Source organism: Acidobacteriota bacterium, from assembly GCA_016716905.1.
Lineage (GTDB): Bacteria > Acidobacteriota > Vicinamibacteria > Vicinamibacterales > SCN-69-37 > SYFT01.
In genome coordinates this window covers 298,625-316,621 of record JADJUS010000003.1, presented here as the reverse complement: position 1 = coordinate 316,621, position 17,997 = coordinate 298,625, and the positions used below count along the sequence as shown (strand labels likewise).

Annotated in this window: 11 protein-coding genes and 1 pseudogene; 5 read left to right on the top strand and 7 right to left on the bottom strand. The window is 65.2% G+C overall.

What is annotated here, in order from left to right; genetic code table 11:
* The first annotated feature begins 32 nt into the window (after window positions 1-32).
* Complete coding sequence (locus tag IPL75_01680) at window positions 33-2,984, top strand: glycoside hydrolase (protein MBK9238978.1); 2,952 nt, start codon at window positions 33-35, stop codon at window positions 2,982-2,984.
* A gap of 138 nt (window positions 2,985-3,122) precedes the next feature.
* Here IPL75_01680 and IPL75_01675 read toward each other — a convergent pair whose 3' ends face one another.
* Window positions 3,123-4,655 (bottom strand): aldehyde dehydrogenase family protein, encoded by a 1,533-nt coding sequence (locus tag IPL75_01675; protein ID MBK9238977.1) that lies wholly within the window; start codon window positions 4,653-4,655, stop codon window positions 3,123-3,125.
* Between the two features lie 69 nt (window positions 4,656-4,724).
* Between IPL75_01675 and IPL75_01670 the strand changes: the two genes are divergently transcribed.
* The 3 genes and pseudogenes from IPL75_01670 (at window position 4,725) to IPL75_01660 (ending at window position 7,339) form a co-directional block, all read left to right on the top strand.
* Window positions 4,725-5,405 carry an outer membrane beta-barrel protein gene (locus tag IPL75_01670; GenBank protein MBK9238976.1) on the top strand — a complete coding sequence of 227 codons (681 nt, stop codon included), beginning with the start codon at window positions 4,725-4,727 and terminating at the stop codon, window positions 5,403-5,405.
* Window positions 5,406-5,417: 12 nt separating this feature from the next.
* Complete coding sequence (locus IPL75_01665) at window positions 5,418-6,161, top strand: phosphatase PAP2 family protein (protein ID MBK9238975.1); 744 nt, start codon at window positions 5,418-5,420, stop codon at window positions 6,159-6,161.
* 74 nt (window positions 6,162-6,235) lie between these two features.
* Window positions 6,236-7,339, top strand: a pseudogene (locus IPL75_01660) (hypothetical protein).
* Between the two features lie 2,049 nt (window positions 7,340-9,388).
* Here the strand turns inward: IPL75_01660 and vorB are convergent.
* The 6 genes from vorB to IPL75_01630 form a co-directional block, all read right to left on the bottom strand.
* Entirely contained in the window at window positions 9,389-10,642 is a 1,254-nt protein-coding gene (vorB, locus tag IPL75_01655; GenBank protein ID MBK9238974.1) for a 3-methyl-2-oxobutanoate dehydrogenase subunit VorB, read from the bottom strand.
* Window positions 10,627-11,172 (bottom strand): 2-oxoacid:acceptor oxidoreductase family protein, encoded by a 546-nt coding sequence (locus IPL75_01650; GenBank protein MBK9238973.1) that lies wholly within the window; start codon window positions 11,170-11,172, stop codon window positions 10,627-10,629. Before IPL75_01650 ends, vorB begins: the two co-directional genes overlap by 16 nt.
* 13 nt (window positions 11,173-11,185) lie before the next feature.
* Window positions 11,186-12,175: a 4Fe-4S dicluster domain-containing protein gene (locus IPL75_01645; GenBank protein ID MBK9238972.1), complete on the bottom strand. Its 990-nt coding sequence runs from the start codon at window positions 12,173-12,175 to the stop codon at window positions 11,186-11,188.
* Window positions 12,172-12,918, bottom strand: a complete 747-nt coding sequence (locus IPL75_01640) for a cobalamin biosynthesis protein CbiA (protein ID MBK9238971.1) — start codon at window positions 12,916-12,918, stop codon at window positions 12,172-12,174. The genes IPL75_01645 and IPL75_01640 overlap by 4 nt, the downstream gene beginning before the upstream one ends.
* Before the next feature lie 223 nt (window positions 12,919-13,141).
* Window positions 13,142-13,531: a dUTP diphosphatase gene (dut, locus tag IPL75_01635; protein MBK9238970.1), complete on the bottom strand. Its 390-nt coding sequence runs from the start codon at window positions 13,529-13,531 to the stop codon at window positions 13,142-13,144.
* 32 nt (window positions 13,532-13,563) lie between these two features.
* Window positions 13,564-16,530, bottom strand: a complete 2,967-nt coding sequence (locus IPL75_01630) for a prolyl oligopeptidase family serine peptidase (protein MBK9238969.1) — start codon at window positions 16,528-16,530, stop codon at window positions 13,564-13,566.
* 275 nt (window positions 16,531-16,805) lie between these two features.
* Between IPL75_01630 and IPL75_01625 the strand changes: the two genes are divergently transcribed.
* Window positions 16,806-17,924 carry a P1 family peptidase gene (locus tag IPL75_01625; GenBank protein ID MBK9238968.1) on the top strand — a complete coding sequence of 373 codons (1,119 nt, stop codon included), beginning with the start codon at window positions 16,806-16,808 and terminating at the stop codon, window positions 17,922-17,924.
* Window positions 17,925-17,997 lie beyond the last annotated feature (73 nt).

Genomic DNA, 17,997 nt, shown 5'->3' with positions numbered 1-17,997 from the left:
CGATGCCACGCCTCCTGATCCACAATCGGCGCATGCGTATTCGTTTCGTGATCACCACTTTAGGGATTGGCGCACTGGCGGTGTGGCTCGCGGGTTCGTCGCCAGTCCGTGCCGCTTCGCAAGCAACCGTCACCTTCGAACCCGGGCTCTTCAAAGCCATGACCTGGCGCAACATTGGGCCACAGCGCGGCAGCCGAACAAAAGCCGCGGCTGGTGTGCCCTCGCAGCCGCACACGTTTTATGTCGGCGTGGTCAACGGCGGTGTGTGGAAAACCAACGATGCCGGCCGTACCTGGAATCCGATCTTCGACGACCAGCCCACCGGCTCCATCGGCGCCATCGCGGTGGCCGAGTCCGATCCAAACATCATCTATGTCGGCAGCGGCGAAGGCATGCCGCGGCCGGACCTGTCCACCGGCGACGGGATGTACAAGTCCACAGACGCGGGCCGCACGTGGACACACCTGGGCTTGCGGGACGGTCAGCAGATTCCGCAGATCGTGGTGGATCCGAAAAATCCGAACCGGCTGTTTGTGGCCGTGCTGGGTCATCCGTACGGTCCCAACACCGAGCGGGGCATCTATCGTTCGACCAACGGCGGCACATCGTTCGAACGTGTGCTCTACAAGGACGAAAATACCGGCGGCATCGACATCGCCATGGATCCGGCGGACCCGAACACGATCTACGCGGTGATGTGGGAGACACGCCAGGGGCCCTGGGAAAACGGCGTGTGGACCGGGCCCGGCAGCGGGCTGTTCAAGTCTGTGGATGGCGGCACCACCTGGCGGCCGCTCACGCAGGGCCTGCCGTCGTTTGCCGACGGCCTGGGCCGCATCGGCGTGACCGTCGCGCCCAGTGATCCGCGCCGCCTCTACGCGGCCGTTGACGCAGGACGCAACGGCGGCATCTTCAGGTCCGACGATGCGGGTGAGACCTGGACGCGGTCGAACACCGACTCACGCGTTGTGGCGAGGCCAGCGGACGCCGCAGACGTGCGCGTGCACCCGACCAACCCCGACATTGTGTACGTGCCGACGATCGTCGCCTGGAAGTCGGTGGATGGTGGTCGCACGTTCACTGCATGGCGCGGCGCGCCCGGTGGCGATGACTATCAGCGGATGTGGATTCACCCGACCATGCCCGACGTCATGCTGATGACAGCCGACCAGGGCGCCATCGTGACACTCAACGGCGGCAGCACCTGGAGTTCCTGGTACAACCAGTCCACCGCGCAGTTCTACCACGTCAATACGGACAACGCGTTTCCGTATCGCGTGTGCGGCGGCCAGCAGGAGAGCGGTTCCGCCTGCGTGCAGAGCCGCGGCGACGACGGCCAGATCACGTTCCGCGAATGGCATCCGGTGGCGGTGGAGGAATACGGCTACGTGGCGCCCGATCCGCTGGACCCCGACATCGTGTACGGCGGCAAAGTCACGCGGTACGATCGGCGAACCGGGCAGGTGCAGAACGTCAGCCCGCCGCGCGACGCCGACTATCGGACACTCCGCACCGCGCCGATCCTCTTCTCGCCGCTCGACCCACGGACCCTGTATTTCGCGTCCAACACGTTGTGGAAAACCGTCAACGGCGGCCGCGACTGGACACAAATCAGCGGAGACCTGACGCGACCCACCTGGGATGTTCCGGCGAGTGTCGGAGCCTATCGCGATCGGCCGAATGCGCGCCCAACACAGCGCGGCGTCATCTACACCATCGGCCCGTCCTATGTAGACATCAACACGATCTGGGTCGGCACCGACGACGGCTTGATTCATGTGACGCGCACCGGGGGCAAGACCTGGGTTGATGTCACGCCGCCCGACCTGAAGGCGTGGGAGAAAGTATCAATCATCGAAGCGTCACACTTCGATGTGAACACGGCATACGCGGCGATCAATACGCTGCGGCTCGACGACCTGCGGCCCCGGATCTATCGCACGCGCGATGGCGGAAAGACCTGGACCAACATCACGAAGGGGCTGCCCAACGGAGCCACGATCAACGCCGTGAAGGAAGATCGCGCGCGACGAGGCCTGCTGTTCGCGGCCAGCGAACTGAATGTGTCGGTATCGTTTGACGACGGCGACTCCTGGCAGTCGTTGCGGCTGAACATGCCGGCCACCTCCATTCGCGATCTGGTCATCAAAGACGATGACCTGGTGGTGGGCACACATGGCCGTGGGTTCTGGATCCTTGACGACATCACGCCGCTGCGACAGATCACGCCGGCCATCCTGCAAACCAACGCCTATCTCTTCCGGCCTCCCGTGGCGTGGCGGTTCAGGTGGAACAAGAACACCGATACACCACTGCCGCCCGACGAGCCCGCCATGCCGAATCCGCCCGATGGCGTCACCATCAGTTACTTCCTTGGGCCGAATGTGCAGGGACCGGTCACGCTGGAAATCACGAATGTCGATGGCACGGTGATCCGCCGCTACTCGAGCACGGATCCTGACGAGCCACCGGTGAACGCGCCGAACCTGCCCGACTACTGGATTCGGCCGGCGCAGAAACTGCCCGCCACACCTGGGCTGCATCGATTCGTGTGGGATGTCCGCTACGCCCCGCCCGCGGTGTCCGGCTTCAGTTACCCCATCGCGGCAATTCTGCGAAATACGCCGAAGACGCCGCAGGGCATCTGGCCGCTGCCGGGCCAGTACCAGGTGCGGCTCACCGTTGGTGGCGAGACGTTTCGCCAGCCGGTGCAGGTGCGCCTCGACCCGCGCGTGCGCACCCCGATCGCCGACCTGACGCTGCAGTTCAAATTGTCAAAGGCCGTCGACGACGCGCTCCGGAAGATTGAGGCGGCCCGTTCGGGAGCCTCGGCGGAGCGGCTCCAGGCGCTGAACGCGGCCGCTTCGCCGCTCGCGGGCCTGCTCGCTACACTGCAGCAGGCCGACGCGCGGCCGACTACCGCGACGGAAGCGGCGGTCACGGCTGCGTTGGAGCGCGTGGCCGCCGTGTTAATGGCGAAATGACCGAAATGTCCGAAATAGCGAAATGCGGACCGTCCTCGTAGGGCGGCCTGGGTTTCAAGGCCGCCGTGGATCGCGGCGTTGAGACCCACGCCGCGCTACGAAATGCATTTTCGCCATTACGCGGGCTTACATCACCCCTTAGCCGAATGTAATGCCCTGCGCGAGCGGCAGATGGTCGGACCAGTTGACGGTGTTGGTCTGCCGGCGCATGTAAGCCTTCCACGCGTCCGAGCCTGACTCGCGGCCACCGCCGGTTTCCTTTTCGCCGCCAAAGGCGCCGCCGATTTCGGCGCCCGACGTGCCGATGTTGACGTTCGCGATCCCGCAGTCCGACCCGCGGGCCGACAGGAACTCTTCCGCCCGCCGCATGCTCTCGGTGAAGATCGCGCTCGACAGCCCCTGAGGCACATCGTTGTGCATCGTCAACGCGTCGGAGAACTGGTCGTACTCCATGACGTACAGAATGGGCGCGAACGTCTCCTGCTTGACGATCGCCGTTTGTGCCGGCATCCGGATGATGGTGGGCTCCACGAAGAACGGCCCCAGGTCAAGACGCCGCGTGGCCCCGCAGACCACCTGGCCGCCCTGCGCTTTTGCGCTCTCGATGGCTTCAAACATCTGATCGACCGCCGGCATGTTGACGAGCGGCCCCATCAGCGTGCCCGGCGCCAGCGCGTCACCAATCGGCACCTGGGCATACGCGGCCACCAACCGGTTGACCAACTCGTCGGCGATGCCCTTCTGCACCAGGATGCGGCGCGTTGAAGTGCAGCGCTGTCCCGCAGTGCCCACAGCGCCGAACACAATGGCCCGCGTGGCGAGGGCCAGGTCGGCATCTTCGGCCACGATGATGGCGTTGTTGCCGCCCAGTTCAAGAATGCTCCGCCCGAATCGTCCGGCCACCGCCTCGGCGACGTGACGACCGACGGCCGTTGAGCCGGTGAAAGAAATCAGCGGCACACGCGCATCGCGCACCAGGCGCTCACCCACGAGACTGCCCTGGCCGACGACGAGCGAAAAAATCCCGGATACGCCATGGTCGGCCATCACGCGATTCGCGATGTGCTGCACCGCCACGCCGCACAGGGGCGCCGGCTCGGCCGGCTTCCAAATCACGGTGTCTCCGCAGACTGCGGCCAGCGCTGCGTTCCAGGCCCACACCGCGACCGGGAAATTAAACGCCGAGATGACTCCCACCGGGCCCAGGGGATGCCACTGCTCCATCATCCGGTGCCCCGGACGTTCTGAGGCCATCGTGAGTCCATACAGTTGCCGTGAGAGACCGACCGCGAAATCGCAGATGTCGATCATCTCCTGCACTTCACCGTGACCCTCGCCGCGGATCTTCCCCATCTCGAGGCTGACCAGATCGCCCAGGGGTTCTTTCATGTCACGCAACGCGTTACCGAGATCCCTGACGAGTTCTCCGCGTTTAGGCGCCGGCACCTCACGCCAACTGCGAAACGCCTCGGCCGACGCGGCCACCACGCGGTCGCACGTGGCGGCTGAGGCCAGTGACACGCTCCCCAGTGGCTCCCCCGTCGAAGGGTTGATGGAGACCACGCGCCCAGTCTCGTCACCATTGCGATACCACTGGTCGTGGCCGGAACTTGCGCCCGCATTCACGTCGTCGATCCGGAGTTTCTCGAGCAGCGCTTTGATCTCAGCCATTGGTCCCCTTCCGCTTGCCTAACCCAACCACTAAGAATACCTCATTCGGAAATGAGACAATGGGGGCTTATGCGTGTGGTTCTGCTTCGCTTTCTTGCGTCGGTTGTTTTCCTGTCTTTCGCATCGCCCGCGTCGGCTCAGTGGTACGGGGCGTTGTATATGGGCGCCAATACGACACGGGCGGCTGATGTCACCGTCAAGGGTGACGGGTACGACCTGACCTTCCCGAAGGTGAGCTTTGAAGCGCAGCCCTTCACGTCGCCGCAGTACTACGGATGGCGGCTGGGCCGCTTCCTGAACGACACGCGGCGCGTGGGCCTGGAACTGGAGTTCATCCACCTGAAGGTCATCGGCAATCCGAACCAACTGCAGCCCGACGTCCAGCGCTACCAGATGACCCACGGCCTCAACTTCCTGGTGGCCAACGTAGTCTCACGCATTCCGCTGGGCCGCTCGGCGTATGGCGAGGCGCCCTTCGCGCTGGTGAGCCGCCTTGGCGGGGGCATCACGCTGCCGCACGCCGAAACCACCGTACGCGGCGAAGCCCGGGAGCAGTACGAATACGCGGGCCCGGGCGCCCACGCGGCGATCGGCCTGGACGTGCGGCTGAAGGGCCGGCTGTCGCTCGTGACCGAATACAAACTCACCTACGCCAAGCCGAAGATCACGACGGCAAACAACGGCTACGGGCAGACGACGACGCTGTCGCACCATGTTGCGGTGGGCTTCGCCTTCGGCTTGTCGCGCTGATATCCTGCGCGCGTGCCGCACTTCGCCTGGATCGTTCCCGTTGTCATGGCCGCGAGCGCGGCCGCGCCACCGCCGGTTTTGCAGGCGCCCCCCGCGCCGCCGCCTGACCGTCCGTTCGCACGGCTCTTCCAAAACCTCGGCTCAGACTTCGTCAGTCTCGGCAAGGTCGACACCATCGGCATCCTCGGGGGCGGTGGGTTCGCAGCGGTGATCGCGTCCTACTCGGACGACCGCGTGGACCGCTGGACGCTTGACCACCCAGCGCCATCGGTGACGGCTATCGGTCGCGTCGGTGGCGATGGATGGACGATGGCGGGAGCGGCGGTAGGCACGTGGGCCGTGGGCCGGGCGCTTGAACGACCGCTGCTGACCCACGTGGGCAGCGACCTGATCCGCACGCAGGTGCTGAACGGCGTGATCACACGCGCCCTGAAAGTTGCCGTAAACCGGCAGCGGCCCAGTGACGGCGGCCATGCGTTTCCGTCGGGTCACTCTTCCGCGAGCTTCGCGTCTGCGGGCGTCTTGCAGCAACACTTTGGCTGGAAGGCCGGCGCGCCCGCCTACGCCGTCGCGGGGTTTGTCGCGTGGACGCGCGTGCGGGACCGCGCGCATTGGGTGAGCGACGTCGTGTTCGGCGCAGCGCTTGGCCTGGCATCTGCCCGTGCGGTCACGCGCGGTCATGATTCGCGCGCATGGACAGTCACGCCGGTGGCGATTCCCGGCGGCGGAGGGTTCCAGTTCTCCACACGTTGGTAGGCGCGCACCGCGCGCGTGCCTGATGTACCATCTCCGGTGCGCGCGCCGTTCCCTCGGTTGCCGCAGGAGGCCTCATGTCCAGATTCTCTACCGTTACACTCCGGGCCGCGCTGGCTCTGGTGGTGGTTGCCGCCATGGCACCACTCGCCACGCCGGCCGCCCAATCCGCGGCACCGCCACAGCGCCTGTCGACGCAGAAGGTTGATGAGCAGTACACGGCGCTCATCAAGCAACACCTGACCGACGCGCGCATCAACACCGAGTTGGTGGACCACCTGCCGGCGTCCGATAAAGTCCCGACCCCGCTGAAGTTCCCGGCGGTCGGCCACATCGCGGGCCAGCCCGGCGTGCTCACCTACGCCAAGGACATTCATGCGTACATGAAGGCCATCGCAGATTCAGGCACGGGCCGCGCGAAGTTCTGGACCATCGGCCAGACCGAAGAGGGCCGCGACCAGATCGTGCTGGCCATCGCCAACGAAGACACGATCAAGAACCTCGACAAGTACAAGGGCTACCTGCAGTCGCTGACCGACCCGCGCAAGACCACCGAGACCCAGGCGCGCCAGATCATCACGCAGGCCAAGCCGATCTACTGGCTTACGAGCGGCGTGCATTCCACCGAACGCGGCGGTCCCGAGATGCTGATGGAACTGGCCTATCGCCTTGTGGTGGAGGAATCACCCTTCATCCAGCAGATTCGCAACAACGTCATCACGTTCATCACACCCGTCGTTGAAGTGGACGGCCGCGAGCGCATCGTGGACACGTATTACTACAACGCCAAACGCGCCGCCGAAGGCCTGACGGGCCAGCTCGGGCTTCCCTACTGGGGCAAGTACGTCGCACACGACAACAACCGCGACGGCATGGGCCAGTTCCTTTCGATGACCAAGAACGTGATGAAGGTGGCCACCGAATGGAAGCCCACCGTCCTGCACGACCTGCACGAGCAGGCGCAGTTGCTGTACGCCTCCACCGGCACGGGCCCCTACAACGAGCAGCTTGACCCGATCACCATTGGTGAGTGGTGGATGTTCGCGCAGAACGACGTCATGGAGATGACCAAACGCGGCGTGCCCGGTGTGTGGACCTACGGGTTCTACGACGGCTGGACGCCCAACTACATGTTCTATGCCGTGCACACGCACAACGCGACCGGACGCTTCTACGAGGTGGGCGGCTACAACGTCGGCAACCCGACGACGTATCCCGGCGCGCCAGCAGTGCCGCCAGGGGCATCGGCTGCAGCAGCGGTCGCGGCACCGGGCGCGGGTCGCGGCGCGCGTGGCGCGGGACCAGGCGCAGCGCCTGCAGGCGCACCACAGGCTGGTCGCGGTGGGCGCGGCAACAGCCGCGAGTGGTTCCGCCCAAATCCCGATCCGGGCAACGTCAACTGGGGTCCGCGCGCGCACGTGAACATGAGCCAGTCGGCCGTGCTGTTTGCGCTGAGCTTTACCGGCAAGGACAAAGAGCGGTGGCTCGAGAACTACTGGATCAAGAACAAGAACGCCGTGGCGAAGGGCACCAACGGTCCCTCGTTCGGCTGGGTCGTTCCTGCCACGCAAACGAGCAAGGCCAACGCCGCTGAAGCGGTGAACGGCCTTATGGCGCAGGGCATGGAAGTGCACACTGCCACGGCCGCCTTCACAGCGGGCAACGTGCAGGTCAAACCCGGCGACTGGATTCTGCGCGGCGACCAGCCGTACCGCACCGTGGCCGACATCTACTTCGAGGTGCAGGACTATTCGATGTCCAACCCCAGCCCGTATGACGACCTGGGCTGGACGTATCCGATGATGCGCAACCTCGTGATGACCGCCGTCACCGACAAGGCGCTGCTGTCGGCGCCGATGGCGCCGGTGACCTCGCCCGTTCGCGCGCCCGGCGGCGTCACCGGCACCGGCTCCACGATCGTCGTCGAACACTCGGGCGACAACCTGCTGGCGCAGTTCCGCTTCCAGTTCGCGAGCGTGAAGATGGCCGCGGCAGAAACGGCGTTTGAAGCCGATGGGCACAAGTTCAGCGCCGGGTCATTCATCATCCCCGGGGCCAATCGTGCGCAACTCGAACCCGTGCTGCGCGATCTGGGTCTGTCAGGCTACGCGGTGGCGTCGGTGCCCACCACGGTGAAGACCCACGACCTTGATGTGCCGCGCATCGGCTACATCCACAGTTGGGGCAACACCCAGGACGAAGGCTGGGTGCGCGCCGCGCTGGACTACTACAAGATTCCGTACACGTACTTCGGCGAGAACGAAGTGGTGAAGCGCGATCTGCGCGCGCAGTTCGACGTGATCCTCTGGCCGCACGGCGGTGGCGTCGGCCAGGAAGCGCCGACGACCGGGACACCCGTGCCCTTCAAGAAGACGCCGGAGTTCCAGTCGCTCGGGTATCCCGATTCCTCTGAAGACACCCGCGGCGGCCTCGGCCAGGCAGGGCTCCGGAAGCTCTACGAGTTTGCACAGGCCGGCGGCACGATCATCACCGAAGGCGGCACCTCATCGATCTTCCCGACCAACTACCTGACGCCAGGCATCACGGTGGATCAGGCGGCGGGTCTGGTGGCGCCGGGCTCGATCTATCGCGGCGTGGTGGCCGACCGCACGAGCCCCATCGTGTATGGCGTTCCCCGCAACAACCTGCCCGTCTACTACAAAGCCGCCGGCGGGCCGCTGTTCAGCGTCGCCGGTCAGCCTGGTCCGCTCGCGGAAGCGCCGGCGGCCGCGGCGGGTCGCGGTGGACGCGGTGGCGGCGGAGGCAACTACCAGAACACGGCGCCGATGGGCGCCAGCACGAACGTGTTCGGCACCTGGAATCCGCTGGTGGACTGGGCCGCCACGGCGGCGCCGGCGGCCGCGGCACCCGCAGGCGGCGCGGCCTTCGGTGGTCGTGGGGGCGGCCGCGGTGGCGCGGGCGGTGGCGCGGCGCTGATGGACTTCATGCGACCACGGGTCATCCTCGCGTTCCCGCCAAGCGCCAGCGACATGCTGCTGTCAGGCGGCGTACTCGGCGCTGAGAATCTTCAGAGCCGTCCGCAGGTCATTGATGCGCCCCTCGGCAAGGGCCACGTCGTCATGTTCGCCATCCGTCCCTTCTGGCGGTGGCAGACACAGGGCACCTTCATCCTGGGCTTCAACACCCTGATGCACTGGAACGACCTGGACGCGGGCAAGTAACAACGTACGAAAGTTGGGAACTTGGGAACTGAGGAATTGAGGAACTCCTCAGTTCCCCAGTTCCTCAGTTCCTAACTTCCTGTGATCCGTCGTGATCTGGCCGGCGAGTGCGCGTCCGCACGTGTCACACGTGCCGTCTGTGCCGGTACAGGGCACCCCATCTCCCTGGGATTCCGCGCACAGGCCCGTGCCCGTCCACACCCGGATCGGCGTTCGGTCGTCAGTCGGTTCTGCCATGGCGTTTACCCTCGCGCGGATTTGAGCGGCCACCTGATCGGGCGATGGCACCAAGCCACCGGCCATACCATAGAAGTCCACGTTCCTGGAACCTGCGGCGGCGTAGCGCACGTCGTGCACCATCTGCCCCATGTTCATCTCCACCGTCAGCACCTGGCCCGCGGCCCCCATCGCGTCCATCGCCGCGCGGCATGCTGCCATCGGGTACGGGTTTAAGGTAATTGGCCTGAACAGCGCCACCCGCAGCCCCTCTCGCCGCACATCGTCAATCGCCGTCTTGCAGATGCGGGCCATGGTGCCGAATGCGACCAGCAGCAAATCGTACGGCTCGTCGCCACCGTAGAGTTCCCACCGCACCTCGTCGCGATGAATGCGGTCGTACTTTTCCTTCAGATGCACGTTGTGCTGGAAGAGGGTCTCCGGAGAGAGGAACAGCGAGTTCACGATCCGGCGCGCGCGGCCCTTTCGGCCCGTCAACTCCCAGTCGTTCTCCTTGAACGGCGCTCCCCTGCCCTCACTTGCAAATTCAACCGGCTCCATCATCTGGCCGATCATTCCGTCGGCGCACACCATCACCGGGTTGCGATACTGTTCGGCCAGCTCAAACGCCAGCGTCATGAGATCGACGGCTTCCTGCACGGAGGCCGGCGCCAGCACAATCAGTTGATAGTCGCCGTGGCCGTGTCCGCGCGTGGCCTGGAAGTAATCACTCTGCGCCGGGAGGATGCCACCCAGTCCCGGACCTGCACGCATGATGTTGATGACCACGCACGGCAATTCACAGGCGGCAAGGTAGCTCATGCCCTCGGCCATCAGGCTGATGCCGGGCGAGGATGACGAGGTCATGCACTTGATGCCCACGCCGGCCGCGCCGTACACCATGTGAATGGCCGCCACTTCACTCTCGGCCTGCACAAACGCACCGCCCACTTCCGGCAGCCGTTTCACCAGGTACTCCGGCACTTCGGTCTGGGGCGTGATCGGATACCCGAAAAAATGGACGCACCCTGCACGGATGGCCGCTTCGCCGAGCGCCTCGTTCCCCTTCATCAGGACTTTGGACATACCGCCTCCACACCCGCGCGAAACGCCGCCACTGACGACGGAATGAACTTCTCTTTGCCGCCGGCAAACTCCTCGGCAATCGCGTGTTCGATGGCCTCGGGCGAGACGGCGCCCGTGGCGCCGATGTACGCGCCCAGCATGACGAAGTTCGCCGCCCGGGCCGACCCGGCCGCCTGCGCCAGTTCGCGCGACGGCACGCGAATCACCACGCAATCATCCCGGTGCGGATCCTTCTCGATGAGCGACTGATTGATGACAATCACGCCGCCCGGCTTCACCTTCGGCGCGAACTTGTCCATCGACGGCAGGTTCATCACGATGAGCCCGCGGGGACGTTCAATGAGCGGCGACCCGATCGGTTTCGACGCGATACAGACGATGACGTTGGCCGTGCCACCGCGCATCTCGGGTCCGTACGATGGCAGCCAACTCACCTCCCGGCCTTCCTCCATGCTCGCCTGGGCCAGCACCTTGCCGGCCAGCAACGTGCCCTGGCCGCCAAAGCCGGCCATCAGCACTTCGGTGTCCACGCGTGTCGCGGTGTCAGTGGCCATGGCTCGCTCCTGCCGGCGCGGTTGGTGCCGGCGCCTCCGGCTGCTTGAAGACGCCCAGCGGGTAGTAGGGCATCATCGTGCTCTCCACCCACGCGTCTGATTCATCGGGCGACAGGCCCCAGTTGGTGGGACACGTCGACAACACTTCGATAAACGAGAAGCAGGTGTTGTCGCGCTGGTACTCGAAGGCCTGCTTGATGAGTTTCTTCAGCTTCATCGAGTGCTTGCCGTCGTGGGCCGAGCCCCGCGCAATAAACGCCGGCGTGGCCAGCGTGGCCAGCAGCTCCGAGACGCGCATCGGGTACCCTGTCGTCTCCACGTCCCGGCCCAGCGGTGATGTGGTCGTTTTCTGCTGGGGCATGGTCGTCGGCGCCATCTGGCCACCGGTCATGCCGTAGATCGCGTTGTTGACGAAGATGACGGTGATCTTTTCGCCGCGATTGGCCGCATGGAGGATTTCATTGCCGCCGATCGACGCCAGATCACCGTCACCCTGGTAGGTGAACACAATCAACTCCGGCCGCGCGCGCTTGGCGCCGGTCGCCACAGCCGGAGCCCGGCCGTGCGCCGCCTCGAACATGTCAACGTTGAAGTACTCGTAGGCCAGCACCGAACAGCCGACGGGTGCAATCCCGACCGTGCGGTCGAGCAGGCCGAGTTCTTCGAGGACCTCGGCCACCAGGCGATGCACCACGCCGTGCGTACAACCCGGGCAGTAGTGCGACATGTTCTCGGTGAGGCCGGCCGTATTGACGAAGGTCTGCTTCTCCTTGAAGTTCCATACCTCGATGCCCTGGTCTGGACACACGACTGCGCACAGGGTGCAACCGGTGCAGTCCTCCGCGTGCCCCCCGAAATCCACGTAGGTGTAGCCGCGATCGTTGAGCTCGTGGGAAAACGAGATGAGGTCCTTCGGACACGCGGTGATGCAACGGCCGCATCCCTTGCAGCGAATACTGTCGATGGCAATCCGGCTCACGGGCGTACTCCTTGAAGACGGGAGAGAGAGGCGGGACGCGGCACCAGCCATGGCGGCGTCATCAGGCGGGTCATGCGCAGCACGGGCGCACCGATTTCTGCGAGCTCAGGGGCGTCAGCCAGAGTGTCCATCACGGCCACGAGGCGAATGGGCAGGCCCGTCTCCTTCGCCACGGCCTGGCCGAGTGTCCATCCGTCCAGCACCACCTGCGGCGTGGTCTGGTCGACAAGATGTGAGTTGACCAGGAGACCGGTGATCGACCAGCGAGAGGCGGTCTCGATGGCTCGGCGCATCGCCAGGCAGCCGGCCACCGTGTCGGTGAACGGCCGCTTCGCATTGATGACCTGCCACAGCTGATAGTCGCCCTCCGCGATGCTGGTGCGGAACGACGCCAGTGACCGGGCGCCGACGTCATCACCTCCGACATCGAGGATGGACAGCGTGCCTGCGGGCGGGTGCAGCATCCCGCGAATTTCCGGCAGCACGATCGGCAAATCGGCCCACGCCTGCGCCCCCGGCGGCACGACGACACGGATGCCGTGGGCCTCCATCAGGGTGGACGCCTCGCGGCAACGGAAGTAGGGATTGACGATGTCGAGATCAGCGATTTGGACGTGGGAGCCGTGCCGGGCGAGCTGCAGAGACAGATTCACCGAGACTTCGGTCTTGCCGGAGCCGTAATTCCCGACGATCGCGATCAGGCGATCGCCGGGCTGCAGAAAGTCGCCACTGATGGCGTCCATAGCACCCAATCAGCATCATACGCCCATTGGACGACCCGCGCTGGCCCCACGGCCCCCAGCGCATCCCACGCAGGATCAAAGGAGAAAAGGAGACTCCGAGCCTCAGCGTCTCCCAGTGATCCGTCGTGGCGGGGGCCCCGCGCGGGGCCGGGGGGGGGGGGGGGGGCGCGGGCCCCTGGTTTGGGGAGACCGGAACCCCCGATCAGGGATGCAGCGTGATCTCTCAGCCGGTGGAGCCGAAGCCGCCGCGTGACGGCGCGGTCGCACCGTCACCATCCTCGAGCTCCACACGCGCGTACGGCATCACCACGCCTTGCGCGAGGCGGTCCCCCACCTTCACTTCGACGACGGCGGAGGTGACGTTCATCACCTGGATCTTGAGTTCGTCGGTGGGGCCACAGTAGTCACTGTCGAGGACTCCGACCCCATTGGCCACGACCAGGCCCTTCTTGAGCGGCGTGCTGCTGCGCGCGAAGATGCCGAGAAAATGACCGGGTGGAACTTCAACCACGAGACCGGTCGGCACCAGCACAATGGCGCCGGGCGCCACGGTCACGTCGGCGCTGGCGGCGAGGTCGAACCCCGCCGCGCCGGCCGTCTGGTACGACGGCATCGGCACGGCGGGCGACAGACGATGGATGCGCACTACTTGCCGGCGGCGGCCGGTGCCGGCTTCTCGCGCTTGAACAGCCCAAGGACATCGCGCGTGCCACGCTCGAGGAACGGCACGCCCTTGTCCATCCACTCCGGCTTCGGCTTGCCAAGCAGGTAGTGGTCGAAGAACTCGTCCTGATGCACCGTCCAGTGCTTCATGTTGTCGCGGTTGCGCAGGCCGTGGAGCTCGCCGTTGTAGTTGAAGAAGTACGCTTCCTTCCCAAGCCGACGCAGGGCGGTGAAGAACTCAATCCCCTGATACCACGGCACCGCGTCGTCGGCATCGTTGTGGATCGTGAGGTACGGCGTGTTGACCTTCTCGACCCAGAAGATCGGCGAGTTCTCGATGAACTCCAGCGTTTTGTCCCAGGGCGGCGCGCCGATGCGGCTCTGCGTCTTTTCGTACTGGAACTGCCGCACCATGCCGGTGCCCCAGCGAATGCCGCCGTACGCGCTGACCATGTTCGACACGGACGCGCCGGCCTGAACCGCGGCGAACATGTTCGTCCGCGTGATCAGGTGGGTGATCTGGTAACCGCCCCACGAGTGGCCCTGGATGCCGATGCGCTTCGGATCGATGTAACCCTGCGCGACGATCGTGTTCACGGCCGGGATGACGCACTTTTCAGCGGCCTCACCGGGGAAGCCGGTGTTGTAGATGATGTCTGGGCGAAGCACCACGTAGCCGTTGCTGGCATACCGGGTGACGTTGACGCTCGTGCCCACGTTGGGCGCCGAGTAGCCGTGCAGGCCCGCCGTCAATCCCTCGTAGATGTAAACCATCATCGGGTATTTCTTCGTCGGGTCGAAGCCCTCGGGCTTCGTCAGGATCGCGCGCAGCTTGATGCCGTCGGCATTGATGTACTCGACCAGCTCAGAGGTGCCCCACACGAACTCCGCCTGCTGGGGATTTGCATCCGACACCTTCTGCATGCCGCCGAAGTTGCCGTCGCTCACCCAGAGGTTCGGGAACTCCTCGAAACGCGACAGCGTGAACACAAGGCGGTCCGAGTTCTTCGCCTTGGTCACTGCACCGAACGACTTGTCGAGCATCACCACTTTTTCGGGTGCGGCGGTACCGGTCAGGCTGGTGCGATAGAACCCCGATGCTTTGGTCGCATCGTTGGTGGTGGCCAGCAGCACGGGGCCGGTGCTGGGAATCGTGCGCAGTTCCGGGTCAAGCGAACGGTAGCGGTACACCAGCCCCTGCTTGCGCCCTTCGCCGCCGGTGATCATGCGTGCGTTCGTGCCGTCGGGACGCATCTCCCAGATGTCGAACTGGTCGTACAGCAGCAGGGTCTTGTCACCCTCTGTCCACCCGGCGGAGCCGTAGGCTCCCGGCATGTCCGGCGTGTCGTGGTCTTCCTGGTAGAACTTCACAGGGAGCCGTTCGGTCAGGTTGACCTTCAGCCCGTCGGAAATGCGGTAGCTGGACCAGTGTCCGGTGAACTCATCAAACGACAGCAGGTAGTTGCCCGCGGGCGAAAGCGAGGCGGCTTGCGGCGCCTTCTCCATGATCTTCCGCCGCTGGCCCGTCTTCAGATCCACCAGGTAGACGTCGTTGTAACTCTGGTCCCACGAAACAAGCTGCTGATACGGCAGGTCCGACGTGCCCACCGCGCGCTCGGGATGGGTACCGGGATTCACCGTGGGCATGTCTGCCGTAGCGAGTTGCACGAACCGCTTGTCGCCCACATGGAACACCGCGCGATAGCTGCGGTTGCGATCCTGCGTGGCCCGCACGCGCTGCATCGGCTGCAACTGCGCATCCTGGTAGTTCCAGACGTCCACATTGATCGGGCGCTTCGCGTTGGGCTCTGCCGGCGCGGCTGGAGGCGGGGCGGTGTTCAGGAAGAGCTGCTTGCCGTCTTCAGAAAACCGCGGCGCACTGTCGTGGACCACCCGGCCCTGCGGCACACCGCGTGTCGTCGCCGAGACAATCTCAGCGGCGGCCGAGTCGTTGGCCTTCCAGTAGTACAGGCGGTACGGCGCAACGGGCTTCTCGTATTCCGCCTGGTCGCTGAGGAACGCGAGCTGCGTGCCCGCCTCGTCGAACGCGAAGCTCTTGTAGTGGCCCTTGCCGGTGTGCAGGGTCTTGACGGCGTTGTCCGACATCTGGCGCGCGAACGCGCCGTCCTTCGCGGCGTCGGTGGACGACACGGCATACGCCAGCCACGATCCACCCTTGTTCCACGCGAACTCGTTCACTTCATTGAGGGTGAATTCCGCGCCGGTTGCGAGGTTCCTGATGATGAGGTCACTGCCGGCGTCCTTGCGCTTCTCTGCAGGTGCCGCAGGAGTGCCGGGGGCCGTCGCAGTCGCGGGTGTGGCCGCAGGCGGTGTCGCCGGAGGCTCGGTGGCCGCGCCACCCGCTCGTCCACCACCAGCACGTCCGCCGCCCGCTCCGCCTCGTCCACCACGGCCACCGGCCGCAGGCGCGCGGCCTTTGTGCAGCGCAAGCCACACACTTGAGTCCTCGGCAAGACGGATGGTGCTGATCTGTTCCACAACCGTGACCTGCCCCGATGGCAACGCCATAATGCCCGCGGAGTTGCGCGCCGCGGCTGCGGCCCCGGCGCCTTCGGCCGCCTCGCCACCAGCGCCACCCGCGCGACCGGCCGCCGCGTCATCGTCTCCGTTGGTCTTCACCGGAACAATCGTGAAAAGGACGAACTTGCCGTCAGGTGTGAAGACTGGGTTGGTCCCTCTTGGGTGTTTCAGTTCCTTGCCCGATGTCAGGTTCCGTACGATGAGTTCGCCGTCTTCGCCCTGTGACGAAACACCGTAGGCCAGCCACTGGCCGTCATCAGACAGGCGTTGACCGCCAATCGAACGCCAATAGTCCATCGTGTCGTACGAGATCGGTCGCTTGGCGGGCGCCTGCGCATCCACCGGCAGGCCCGACCAGGCCGCCACCAGGGTCATCACACACACCACGCTCAGTACTTGCCGCCGCATCCGCAATCTCATAGGAACTCCTCCGGAGGGAAACCGCGAGTATTATCGGGGTCTCTGGGGTCCAGAGTCCACAGGGGACTGGGGGACTGGGGAACTGGGGAACTGGGGAACTGGGGAACTGGGGAACTGGGGAACTGGGGAACTGGGGAACTGGGGAACTGTTTTCGTAGCGCGGCCTGGATCTCAAGGCCGAGGATGTTTCGTAGCTCGGCCTGGATCTCAAGGCCGAGGATGTTTCGTAGCTCGGCCTGTTCCTCAAGGCCGAGGAGGCACAAATGCAGCGAGCACTGGTGAATGTGTTGGCGGTTCTCGCGATGGCCGGGGCGCTATCCGCGCAGATGCGGCCCAGGGCGCGGGATATCGGCATCACGCCCGGTGCCGGCACGCCGGGCGCCCTCAACGCCATCACCGACGTCTCGGGCGTACGGGTGGGCCAGACGACGGTGATCAGTGGAGAGAATGTGCGTACGGGCGTCACGGCCATCCTCCCGCACGAAGGGAATCTCTTTCGCGAAAAGGTGCCTGGCGGCGTGTTTGTAGGGAACGCGTTCGGCAAACTCGCCGGGTCCACTCAGGTGCGGGAACTTGGGACGATTGAAACGCCGATTGTGCTGACCAACACACTCGCGGTCGGCACGGCCCTGGACGCCGTGGTGCGGTGGACGCTCGAACAGCCCGGCAACGCCAACGTACGTTCAGTGAACGCGCTGGTCGGCGAAACCAACGATGGCGGCTTGAATGACATCCGCGGCTTGCACGTCACGCGTGAGCACGTCATGGAGGCCTTGACGAATGCGCGTGGCGGCGCGGTGAGTGAAGGCGCCGTCGGCGCGGGCACGGGCACGATTGCGTTCGGCTGGAAGGGCGGCATTGGAACGTCGTCTCGTGTGGTCCGCAGGAACGCAACGGATGGCGGCGGTGGCGAGGTGCCGGTGTGGACCGTCGGGGTGCTCGTGCAGAGCAACTACGGCGGCCGGTTGACGATCGCGGGCATTCCCGTGTGGCAGCGCGTATCGCCCGCGCCGGGCGCCAGTGACGCGGACGGGTCGTGCATGATCGTGATTGCCACGGACGCGCCGCTCGACGCACGCGACCTGGAACGGCTGGCCGCGCGCGGCATCTTCGCGCTGGCACGCACGGGATCGACGTATTCAAACGGCAGCGGCGACTTCGCGATTGCGTTTTCCACCGCGCGCGAAAATCGCGTCACCGCCACCAATGGCCCGCAAGCGCGGACCTTCCTGCCCACCGACGCAGTGTCTGGATTGTTCGAGGCCGTGATGGACGCGACCGAGGAAGCGGTCTACAACTCGCTCCTGCGCGCTACCGACATGACGGGCAATGGGCGCACGGTTCGCGCGCTGCCGCTGGACTGGCTCAGCGCGCGAAAATGAAGGGGACGGGTGTCGATCTGTGGAAAACTCAGGACCGAAAACGACCTCTGAGGTAGTTTTCGGTACCCACCAC

Bases quoted from the DNA above. Each gene is read 5' to 3' on its own strand.
- IPL75_01630 (MBK9238969.1), bottom strand. From the start codon at position 16,530: ATGCGGCGGCAAGTACTGAGCGTGGTGTGTGTGATGACCCTGGTGGCG.
- IPL75_01675 (MBK9238977.1), bottom strand. From the start codon at position 4,655: ATGGCTGAGATCAAAGCGCTGCTCGAGAAACTCCGGATCGACGACGTG.
- dut (MBK9238970.1), bottom strand. From the start codon at position 13,531: ATGCCGTCGTACCAGACGGCCGGCGCGGCGGGGTTCGACCTCGCCGCC.
- IPL75_01680 (MBK9238978.1), top strand. From the start codon at position 33: ATGCGTATTCGTTTCGTGATCACCACTTTAGGGATTGGCGCACTGGCG.
- vorB (MBK9238974.1), bottom strand. From the start codon at position 10,642: ATGTCCAAAGTCCTGATGAAGGGGAACGAGGCGCTCGGCGAAGCGGCC.
- IPL75_01625 (MBK9238968.1), top strand. From the start codon at position 16,806: ATGCAGCGAGCACTGGTGAATGTGTTGGCGGTTCTCGCGATGGCCGGG.
- IPL75_01640 (MBK9238971.1), bottom strand. From the start codon at position 12,918: ATGGACGCCATCAGTGGCGACTTTCTGCAGCCCGGCGATCGCCTGATC.
- IPL75_01670 (MBK9238976.1), top strand. From the start codon at position 4,725: ATGCGTGTGGTTCTGCTTCGCTTTCTTGCGTCGGTTGTTTTCCTGTCT.